Source organism: Shewanella salipaludis (assembly GCF_012911865.1).
In the GTDB taxonomy this organism is placed as follows: domain Bacteria; phylum Pseudomonadota; class Gammaproteobacteria; order Enterobacterales; family Shewanellaceae; genus Shewanella; species Shewanella salipaludis.
In genome coordinates, this window is the sequence record NZ_JAAXYH010000039.1 from 1 (window position 1) to 531 (window position 531).

Here is a 531-nt window from a genome sequence, read left to right on the forward strand (position 1 = left end):
AGCGCTCACCACTTTGTGGTTCATGACTGGGGTGAAGTCGTAACAAGGTAGCCCTAGGGGAACCTGGGGCTGGATCACCTCCTTACCTATACGACTAACTCGATGCTTTTGAGTGTTCACACAGATTGCTTGTTTAGCCTGTCTTCGGATGGGTAGAGCGACATGCGCCGCCAGCCGGTTAGCATAGTTCTTTAACAATTTGGAAAGCTGATAGTATTTAATGTGATGCATCTCTTTATACAAGAGTTCGTCATGTTAATTACAAACGTTTAATGCGAAAGCATTAAACATGAGTTCTCAAAACACTTTATTGAGTGTCTTGAATATTCAAAATCTAAGGCGGTCCATCTCCTACCCGGAGATGAGACAAGTAAAACCAAGCTGGTTGCAATGCAACTCGGGTGAGTGAAACTCATTTGGGTTGTATGGTTAAGCGACTAAGCGTATACGGTGGATGCCTTGGCAGTCAGAGGCGATGAAGGACGTAGTAACTTGCGAAAAGCGTTGGCGAGCTAGTAACAAGCATTTGAG

At 44.8% G+C, this 531-nt stretch carries 2 rRNA genes; both read left to right on the forward strand.

What is annotated here, in order from left to right:
• Positions 1-85, forward strand: a 16S ribosomal RNA gene (locus HC757_RS18910); the annotation flags it as partial.
• 342 nt (positions 86-427) lie between these two features.
• A 23S ribosomal RNA gene (locus HC757_RS18915) occupies positions 428-531 on the forward strand; the annotation flags it as partial.